Annotated in this window: 7 protein-coding genes and 1 riboswitch; all 7 genes read left to right on the top strand. The window is 30.6% G+C overall.

From position 1 onward, the window contains the following. On the top strand, positions 1-2,091 hold a 2,091-nt coding region (locus tag COL3_RS11685), incomplete at its 5' end, for an FAD-dependent oxidoreductase (protein ID WP_099716628.1). 369 nt (positions 2,092-2,460) lie between these two features. After that, a riboswitch (cyclic di-GMP riboswitch) is annotated at positions 2,461-2,544 on the top strand. Positions 2,545-2,697: 153 nt separating this feature from the next. After that, positions 2,698-4,683 carry a methyl-accepting chemotaxis protein gene (locus COL3_RS11680; RefSeq protein ID WP_008421912.1) on the top strand — a complete coding sequence of 662 codons (1,986 nt, stop codon included), beginning with the start codon at positions 2,698-2,700 and terminating at the stop codon, positions 4,681-4,683. Between the two features lie 158 nt (positions 4,684-4,841). Further along, the gene (locus tag COL3_RS11675) at positions 4,842-5,549 is read left to right on the top strand and encodes an ABC transporter ATP-binding protein (RefSeq protein WP_008421913.1); all 708 of its coding nucleotides are present in this window, start codon (positions 4,842-4,844) and stop codon (positions 5,547-5,549) included. Further along, positions 5,549-7,912: an FtsX-like permease family protein gene (locus tag COL3_RS11670; protein WP_008421914.1), complete on the top strand. Its 2,364-nt coding sequence runs from the start codon at positions 5,549-5,551 to the stop codon at positions 7,910-7,912. Before COL3_RS11675 ends, COL3_RS11670 begins: the two co-directional genes overlap by 1 nt. 35 nt (positions 7,913-7,947) lie before the next feature. Continuing rightward, the gene (locus COL3_RS11665) at positions 7,948-9,189 is read left to right on the top strand and encodes an efflux RND transporter periplasmic adaptor subunit (RefSeq protein ID WP_008421915.1); all 1,242 of its coding nucleotides are present in this window, start codon (positions 7,948-7,950) and stop codon (positions 9,187-9,189) included. A gap of 26 nt (positions 9,190-9,215) precedes the next feature. Next, on the top strand, positions 9,216-9,860 hold the full coding sequence (locus COL3_RS11660; RefSeq protein WP_008421916.1) for a TetR/AcrR family transcriptional regulator: 645 nt from the start codon (positions 9,216-9,218) through the stop codon (positions 9,858-9,860). 128 nt (positions 9,861-9,988) lie between these two features. Further along, complete coding sequence (locus COL3_RS11655) at positions 9,989-10,501, top strand: hypothetical protein (protein WP_099716627.1); 513 nt, start codon at positions 9,989-9,991, stop codon at positions 10,499-10,501. Positions 10,502-10,759 lie beyond the last annotated feature (258 nt).

The following is a 10,759-nucleotide window of genomic DNA, read 5'->3' as shown; positions in this document are numbered from 1 at the left end:
CCTGATACAATGTATACATATATTGAAGAAGATAAGACTTTAGTTACTTGTGATTCTTTTGGTTCCCACTATAGCTTTGATGAGGTTTTGTTAAGCAAAGTTACAGATAATGAAGGATATTTAAGAGCAACTAAGTATTATTTTGATTGTATTATTGGACCATTTAAGAATCCATTTATGACTAAGGCGTTAGATAGGATTAAGGATTTAGACATAGATATGATATGCACAGGACATGGTCCGGTTATAGATTGTAGAATTGATGAAATCATAGAACTTTATAAGAAGTGGTGTACTGTAGTTAATCCAAATCCAAGAAAAACAGTAATTATACCTTATGTGAGTGCCTATGGATATACTAAAGAACTAGCAGGTAAAATAACCGAAGGTATAAAAGCTAGTGGAGATATTGACGTAAGAGCTTATGATTTAGTTGAAGATGATAAGACAAAAGTTATTGAAGAATTAGCATTTGCAGATGGTATTTTATTTGGTACACCTACAATTGTTGGGGAAGCATTAGAGCCAATTTGGGATTTGACCATAAAAATGTTTGCTAGAACTCATGGAGGAAAACTTGCTAGTGCCTTTGGAAGCTATGGCTGGAGCGGTGAGGGAGTTCCTCACATAATAGAAAGATTAAAACAACTTAAATTGAAGGTCGTTGATGATGGATTCCGAATTAAATTTAAGCCAAGCAATAGTGAACTAAGTGAGGCTTATGATTATGGATATAATTTTGGATGCATTTTGCAAAATAAAGAAAATCCAAAGAAGAAATCTGCAAAGAGAACATTAGTTAAGTGTTTAGTATGCGGAGAAATATTTGATTCCAGTCTTGAAATATGTCCAGTTTGCGGTGTTGGAAAAGAAAACTTCATATCAGTTGAAGTAGAGGATTCTGACTATAAGAAAAATACAAATGAAATTTATTTGATTCTTGGAAATGGTGCAGCTGGTATTAGTGCCGCGACGGCTATAAGGGAAAGAAATGAGACATGCTCAATAGTTTTAGTTTCAAATGAAAATGTACTTGGATATAATCGCCCAATGTTAACAAAATCTATGATAGCTAAGTTTAACTCTAAACAAATTGCTGTGCATGACGAAGAGTGGTATAAGGAAAATAATATTACTAATGTGCTCGATAGAGAATTAGTTGAAATTAATACAAAGGACAAAGAGGCACTTTTCAAAGATGGCATTAGATTGAAATATGATAAATGTATATATGCATTAGGTGCTGAATGCTTTGTTCCACCAATTCCGGGAAAAGATAAAAAAGAGGTTATAGCAATTCGTAGAATTTCTGATACAGACAAAATTATAGAATTGTTACCGAAAGTAAAGAATGTAGTTGTTATAGGTGGAGGAGTTCTAGGCCTTGAAGCTGCATGGGAATTAACAAAAGCAAAATGTAATGTTACAGTATTAGAACTTGCAGATAAATTAATGGGGCGCCAATTAGATTATGAAGGTGGAAAATTCCTTGAAGAAATAATTAAAAGCAAAGGAATTGACGTAAAGTTAAGTGTAAAAATTGATGAAATTGAGGGTGAAAATTCAGTTACTGGAGTTAGAATTAATGGAGGAGAAGTTATTGCAGCGGATTTAGTAGTTATATCTTGTGGAATTACACCTAACTCTAAGATAGCTAAGGAAGCTGGAATTAATATTAATAGAGCAATAGTTGTAAATGAAAAAATGGAAACAAATATTCCAGATGTTTATGCATGTGGAGATTGCTCAGAATACAATGGAATAAACTATGGAATATGGCCACAAGCTTTGGAAATGGGAAAAGTAGCTGGTGCTAATGCAGCAGGTGATTCATTAGTCTATGAAACAGTAGATGCGGCATTAACATTTAATGGGGCAAATACTTCATTATATGCAATTGGGGATAATGGAAAGAATCCAGAAATCCAATATAAAACAGTAGAATTCAAAGATCCAGTCAAAAAGACATATACAAAATACTATTTCGCAAATAATCGTTTATGTGGAGCTATTTTAATTGGCGATACTAGCAATATTGCTAAAATAACACAAGATGTAAAAGAAAGTAGATTATTTAAGGAAATGTTTTAATAAGTCATAAGTGACAAATTAAAGAGGAGGGTACCAAAGGCAATTTCTAAGAATATATTTCTTAGGGAAAGCATTAGCCCTTCTTTTTCAATTTTATTTTTAACTCTTTATTTAATTTAGTTAGATATTGTTTATTAAGAAATTTAACTGTTAAATTAAAATTTTCAAATATAAGACTCGTATTTTTTATTAATACTTAGTCAAAAAGTGTCATAAAGTAGAAATAAGTTTTTTTATACAATATAAACCTAATAACCTATTAATTGATTTAGTTGTATCAATGTGGTAATATTTCGTATATGATAAAAAAATATAGTTTTTATTAATAATATGTATATTTATTTTCAAATATATAGATATGTTAATAAAAAAGAAAATGGAAACTGTGAAAAATTCTCTTTATTTGGGCACCTTGAGAATTGGGAGTTAGTGGTGCAACCGGCCGATAATTAGTTTGTTAACTTATTATTGGCCTTATTTTTTATAAAAGGGGGAGTAGCCTTACATATTAATTTATTAAGTAATATATGTTTCATAAATGGTTTAGTTAGTATTTATATAGTGCCGCTAGGAATTAAGCCTGTGGTTATCTAAGGAGGAATTGTATTGAGAAAAGGAAAGTCTTTGCAAATTAAAGCCATTGCTGTTATTTCACTAATTTTTATTACACTTATTAGTGTGGTAACATACATAGAATACATAAATTCAAAGAAATTAATATTATCTTCTATGGAGAGTTCAGGAAAACAAACTGTTACAATACATGCTCAAAACCTATCTTCATGGGTCAAATCAAGATTATCGCAGGTAGAGGTAATCGCAAATACTCAGTTAGTATCCAGCATGAATTACGATGAAATAATGCCTTATTTTCAAAAGGAACAAAAAAATTATGATGGAGTCTTTAATAGCTTTGGAATATCTGATTCTTCAGGAAAATTAACATTACAGAATAATGTGGTTGTTGATATAAGTTCAGAAGAGACATTTCCAAAGGTTATGCAGGGAAACAACATAATATCAAATCCATTCCCCGATAAGCAAAATGCTTCAGATTTAATAATATCTATGGAGTGTCCTGTAAGAGATCCGAAAGATAATAAAATTGTTGGTCTTGTAAGTGGTGCTTCTCTAGTCTCTACAGTTTTTAAAGAAAATACAGATTTTCATATTGGACAAACAGATAAGGTATACATATTAGGTAAGGATGGTACTGTTTTATACAAGCAAGATAATTCAGATACTAATGAAACTAACTTACTTAAAAGTTCTAATGGTAATTTTTCAGAATTGGTTAAAAAGGCGCTTTCTGAAGATAGCTTTTTAGGAGAGTATAAGGAAAATAATGAAACAAAAATGTTATTTTCAGCCCATGTTGAAGGAACAGATTGGTATATGTTTCTTGAGGTTCCTACAAAAGAGTATACTTCTAGTTTAAATTCATTACTATATTTAATTTGTATTGTTAGTACTTTAGCAATAGTATTTTTAATTATCACGCTAACTATTTTATTAAGAAGGTTCTTTAATAGACTTTTAAAAATATCTTTAATAGCTGATGAAGTAGCAGGAGGAAATTTAACTAGTACTCTTCCAGAATCTTCGGATGAACTTGGTAGAATTAATATTACTTTTAATAAGATGATAAATAACTTGAAAAATATAATAATCAAAATAAAAGATGTTTCAGAAGTTGTTGTTGAATCTTCGAATAGTTACAAGGATGTCAGTTCAGAAGTGGTTGAACAAGGTAAAAACATTAGACAATCAATTGAAGATTTGACTTTGGGAGCTAGAAATACAGCTGAGGAAATTCAAGAGATTATTATATCAGTTAACAGTGTGGAAAATAGATCAAAGGAACTAGTTGAAATAAGTAATGATATTGATACAATGATAGCTGAAACAAAAGATAGGACTTTAAATGGTTCAAAGAGTTTAGATTCAACAGTAAAATTGTTAGATAAGATGGAGGAGAGTGTAAGTGTTTCCTCAGGCGTTATAACTGAGCTTTCAGAAAAATCTAAGACCATCGCAAATATAACCACTGCCATATCAGCAATATCCGAACAAACAAATCTCTTGGCTCTAAATGCCAGCATTGAAGCTGCACGAGCAGGGGAGCATGGAAAAGGCTTTGCTGTAGTTGCTGATGAAGTTAGAAAATTGGCTGAACAATCTGCAGGCGCTACTCAGGAGATTTCAAATGAAATACAAGCAATTCAAAATCAAATATCAAATGCTGTAATCTCAATGGAGGACAGTATTAATTATGTAAGTTTAGGTACTAGCTCTATAGATGATATAATAGGCATATTTGGTGGAATTGAAGAGGAAATTGAAAAAATTAAATCCATGAGTTTCAATATATCTGAAATTGCAAAAATATTATTGGATGAAAATAAAAAAATTAATGAAGCGGTTTCAAATACATCAGCTATAAGTGAAGAATCTGTAGCAAGTGCCTTATGTTTTCAAGAGATGGTTAATAAACAGGAAAGCATTTTCTTAAACCTTAGTGAAGCCTCAATACATTTAGACGAGCTTTCTGCAACTTTATCCAATGAAATTCTTAAATTTAGAATTAACTAGATTCTAATACATAAAGTTTAAAACATCTGTAATTACAAAATTGCAGGTGTTTTTATTTTACAGAAAAATTAATTAACAATCTATTGACTACATGGTCAAAAGGGAGCATAATAACAGTATATTGACCTAGTGGTCAAAAGCTGAATGGGGTGATTTTTATGAAGGATCCTATTGTTATAGTAAAAGAGGTTACAAAGGAATATACCATGGGAGAGGTCACAGTAAAAGCTTCTGATAAGATGTCCTTTGAAATTTGCAGAGGTGAGTTTGTTGTAGTATTAGGACCCAGTGGATCGGGAAAAAGCACTGTGTTGAATATGATCGGCGGAATGGACAGGCCTACTTCTGGAGAAGTGATTGTAGATGGCAAGAACATAACTCAGTATTCCGATAACGAACTCACCATGTATAGACGGAAAAATATAGGTTTTGTATTTCAATTTTATAATCTAATGTCTAATCTTACAGCTCTTGAGAATGTAGAATTAGTGAGATCCTTAAGTGATAATCCCTTAAACGCTAAGGATATTATGGAGGATGTGGGACTCGGCGACAGGGCATTAAACTTTCCTGCGCAACTTTCAGGAGGCCAGCAGCAAAGAGTTGCAATCGCACGTGCATTGGTAAAAAATCCACTATTACTTTTGTGTGATGAACCTACTGGAGCTCTAGATTATGTTACGGGAAAATTAATTTTAAAGCTCCTTTATGATATTAATAAAAATTCCAATAAAACAATAATAGTTATTACTCATAATGCTGCTATAGCAGCAATGGCTCACAGGGTTATTAAGGTGAAAAGTGGTATGGTGGAATCCATAACCATTAATGAAAATCCAGAGTCACCTGAAAGGATTGAATGGTAATGAATATTTTATTTAGGAATTTACTTAGAGATATAAAAAAATCAAAAGGACAGTTTATTTCTATTTTAATAATTGTTATTTTAGGTGTTGCATTTTATACAGCATTAAATTCTGTGTTCAGGAATCTATCTAATTCAAGTGAACAATATTATGAGGAATATAGGCTGGCAGATATTTGGGTAGATCTTTATAAGGCACCAGCAAGTGTAAAAGATAAGCTTGAGAAGCTTCCATATGTAAAGATGATAAGTGAAAGAATTGTTAATGATGCAAGTATAAATATTTTAGAAGAAAATGCAACATTAAGATTTATAACTCTTCCTGATATAAAGAAAGATATAGTTAATGATATTGTGATAAAATCAGGCAGGTATTTTTCAGAAGATGACAGCAATCAATGCCTTTTAGATGAAGACTTTTTTAAGGCTAATAATCTAAGTTTAGGAGACTATATTTATCCAATTATAAATGGAAACAAGGTTAAGCTTAAAGTTATTGGATGTGTTAAAAGTCCGGAATTTGTATATACCTTAAAGGATTCCAGTGAAATAATGTCTGATAACAAAAAATTTGGAATAATCTATATAAAACAGTCCTTTGGAGAAGCAATTTTTGATTATAAAGGGTTAGTAAATAACATTTCTATTAAACTTTCCAGCGGAAGCAACGTAGAGAATGCAAAAGATGATATCAAAAAAGTTTTAAGAAATTACGGCGTTAAAAGTGTTATTGATAGAGACGAACAAACAAGCAGTAAAATGATAAGTGAGAAAATAAAGCAATTGAAATCTATGGGGGGCAGTTTCCCAGTTATATTTTTTATGGTTGCTTCAATTATCATTTATATAATGATGGGTAGAATGGTAGAAAATCAAAGGGTGCAGATAGGAGTATTAAAGGCTTTGGGCTTTACCAATTTACAAGTGCTTACTTATTATATGAGCTACTCAGCTATCATTGCAGTAATCGGAAGCTTAATAGGTTCTATACTTGGAACTTACATGGGGCTCGGATTAACGAAACTTTATAATCAATATTTCAATTTGCCTTTAGGGGATATAAAAATTTATGGAGAGTTTGTAATCCCCGCGTTTATATTAACCTTATTATTTTGTTTGTTTGCAGGATATAATTCTTGTAAAATTATTTTCAAAATTACTCCTAGTGAAGCTATGAGAGAGAAATCACCCCAAGGTGGCAAGAAGACACTTATTGAAAAAATTGAATTCATATGGAGGAGTATTAGCTACTTAGGAAAAATTATCATAAGAAATTTATTTAGATATAAGAGAAGAGCTGTACTTACTTCACTAGGAATTATATTTTCCTCAGCCATACTCTTAGTTGCCTTGGGTATGAATGATTCTATTAATTTTATGATGAAAGAACAATATGAAGGCATTCAAAATTATGATATTAAAGTTATATTTTCTAAACTGATTAGTGTTGAGGATTTAAATAGTATAAAAAATATAGATCATGTAAAGCAACTGGAGCCTGTTCTAGAAACAGGTGTTGAAATATCAAATGGATGGAAAAGTAAAGATGTAGGATTTACTGCACTTGTAAAAGAACCTCAAATATATAGGGTTCAAGATAGCAATGGAAGTGGAATTAGCCTTCCAAGTAATGGAATACTTATATCTGAAAAACTTGCAGATATGTTAGGCGTAAAAGTAAATGATACAGTTAATATAAAATTTTTTTACCCAGGAAAAGAGAAGCAGGAAGCCATAGTTAAGGGAATTATAGTTCAATATCTTGGATTAAGTGTTTATACTTCTATGGATAATTGTAAAAGCATGCTTGGTGAAGGGATGATTGCAAGTTCCGCAGTGCTAAAATTGGACAGTAATAATTTTGAAAGTGAAGTAAAGAACAAACTCAAAGATATGCCAGGGGTAACATCAGTGGAATCAAAATCGGATTCTCTTAATGCTCTTTTAAAGAATATGGGAGCAACCCAATCATCTGTAGGAACAATGATTATGCTTGCAGCAATACTGCTTATAGCTGTTTTATACAATATTGCTACAATAAATATTTTTGAAAGACAAAGGGAATTAGCAACTTTAAAAGTGTTAGGATTTACAAACAATGAAATCAAAAAATTGATTTTTCATGAAAATTATATTATCTCTATTTTTGGAATGTTTGTTGGATTACCTTTTGGAAAGTGGCTTGGAAGCTACATGATGAAAATGAGCAGTACAGAATCTTATACTATTCCATATGTTGTAGAGCTAAGGAGTTATGTTATAACAGTTATTCTTACTCTCGCTTTTACCTTTATTACGAATCTTATATTAATGAGAAAAATTAAATCTATTGACATGTTAGAAGTTTTAAAAAATAAAGAATAGAAAAGGTAATGTCTTTTAGAGGAGATGAATTATAAATGAAAAAAAAGAAATTATTTCTTGGAGTAACTGTAGTATTAACATGTATCGCAGGTGTATCAGTATATTTAATGATGCAACAAGGACAAACGGTTGAAACTTCAGTTGTAAAAAGAGGTGAAATAAATCAATTTATTGAGGATACAGCTGTAGTTCAAAGTAATGAAAAACAAACAGTATACATTGAAGGATCAGGAAAAATAAATAGCATAAAATATTCCGTGGGAGACGCAGTAAAAAAGAATGATGTATTATTAACAATGGATAAAAAAGATTTAGAACTAAAGCTTCAAGACGCAGATTCAAAGATTGAAGCAGCAAAAGCTCAGCTTTCAGGTGCAGATATTTCTAATTATTTAAATAAGATTGAAATTGCCCAAGCAGATGTTGATAAAGCAAAAGCTGATTACGATTCAGCATCAAGAAAGTTACAAAACTCAAAGACTCTTTATGAAGCAGGGGCTATAAGCAAACAAGATCTTGATGCTGATAGTGATACTTTTAAAATTGCTGAAGCAACGCTAAAATCCTCAAGCAGCCAATTAGAAGAAGCAAAAAGGGGGACACCTGATTATGTGAAAGCTGGATATGAAGCTGGACTTGAACAGGCTGTTATTCAAAAAGATGAACTTATGAATGAGCTTGAAAAACAACAAGTGCTATCACCAATTGATGGCATTGTTCTGGAAAAGCTTGTAGATGAAAATTCTATTGGTGCACCTGGAGCAGCAGCATTCTTAATAGGAAATGTTAATAGCTTAGAATTGGAAGCTGATATATTGTCTGATGATATTTATAAGGTTAAAATAGGTAATGAAGTTGACATAAGTGGAAAAGCCATTGGAGATACAATTTTAAAAGGCAAAATTGTAAAAATAGCACCGGAAGCGAAAAACATAACATCTTCATTGGGAGTTAATCAAAAAAGAGTGCCAGTTACTATTGAAATTAGTGATAATGTAGACTTATTAAAACCTGGTTATGATTTAGATATTAAAATAATAACTGAAACTAAAAGTGATACTTTAATAGTACCTGATAGTGCTGTATTCGATTATCAAGGAAATTCTTGTGTATTTGTTGTAGATAATGGGAAAGCTGTTATAAGACAAATTAAGAAAGGTATAGAAAGTGAAAAAGCAATAGAGGTAATAGATGGGCTTCGTGAAGGAGAAAGAGTACTGCAAAAACCTGATAATAGTATAAAAGAAGGAATGAAGGTTAAGTTTGTTCAAAATTAAATAAGCTAAGATAGGAGATTGTAACTTTGATAGATAAATTTGAAAGTTTACAGGAGGAGAAAAAGAAAAGAATATTAGATGCGGCTATTGAAGAATTTGCAGCAAATGGATATGATAAAGCGTCTACAAACTCTATTGTAAAAAAAGCCGATATTTCCAAGGGAATATTATTCCATTACTTTGGAAGCAAGAAAAATTTGTTTTTATATATCTTTGATTACTGTATTAATAACTTGATCGAAAAATACTACAATCTTAAAGATATTGAACCAGAGGATATATTTGAAAGATTTATTAGGATGGGTATAAGAAAAATGAAAGTAATTCAAGAGGAACCTCTAATGAATGAATTAGTATTTTCAGCAATATCTAATATGCCTGAATCATTAAAAGAAGAACTTACTGAAAGGTACAATAACTATATATCAAAGTATTTACCAGAAGCTTTTCAGAATATAGATACATCTAAATTTAGAAAAGAAATTGACCCGCAAAAAGCTATTGAGTTAATAATGATATGCATGGATGGACTTTTAAATAAGTATCTTCAGAAGTACAAGAATGTCTCGATGGATGAGATTTTTAACAATTATGAGGAAATTACAGAAGATTTCTATAAGTATCTGGAAATTTTGAAATTTGGTATTTATAAAACTGATAAAGATAAATAACTATATAAAAATTCAGATGGGGCTTAATCCTTATCTGAATTTTATTTTTAGTGTTGGATAAATGCAATTTAAAAGAGGCATAATAAGTGGAAATATTTCTAAATTAACTACTGGATGGTGAAGTGAAAATGAAGATTGATACAAAGGAAATTGTTTTATTTGGGGCGCTTGGGGGCCTTACTTCTGCTTCACAGCTCATATTGAGTTTTATACCTAATGTTGAGATTGTCAGTTTACTCATAATATTATTCTCATTAATTTTTAGAAGAAAAGCCTTATACATTGTTTGTACTTTTGTTTTTATTATGGGAATAACTTATGGATTTGGAGTTTGGTGGTTTGGATATGCAATATTATGGCCAATGCTATGTATTATAACATTTACTTTTAGTAAGTTTATTGAAGGAGAATATTTTAAATTGGCAGTTTATTCTGGAATTTTTGGAGTATTATTTGGCTTTTTTTATGCAATCCCTTATGCAGTTTTTGGAGGCTTGAATGCCGGTATAGCTTATTGGATCTCTGGGCTTCAATTTGATATTATACATGGAATAAGCAATTATCTTATTATGCAAATCTTGGGAGAAAGAATATTTAATTTGATTAATAAACTAAATAGAAATTATTTATATGCACAATAATTATAAATAAACCAGCAGTAGAATAAATTAAGATCTTTTAGAGTGCAGATTGTGTTTAATGCAACAAATAAGGTATACTACATAATATAAATCTTAAACTAAGTAATATTAAATTATTATATGACTTATTAGATGAATATAATTACATATTCACTAATTTTTAAATAGATATCTTCACCAGAAATCATAAATATTTTTGTGAAGAAAACATTTGAAAATGAGCTGTTAAAGGCTCTTAAGTAGTGAACCCAAATCTAT

This window comes from Clostridium sp. LS (genome assembly GCF_002760435.1).
In the GTDB taxonomy this organism is placed as follows: Bacteria; Bacillota; Clostridia; order Clostridiales; family Clostridiaceae; genus Clostridium.
The sequence above is the reverse complement of the archived record's forward strand: the minus strand, read 5'-3'. Positions and strand labels throughout refer to the sequence as shown.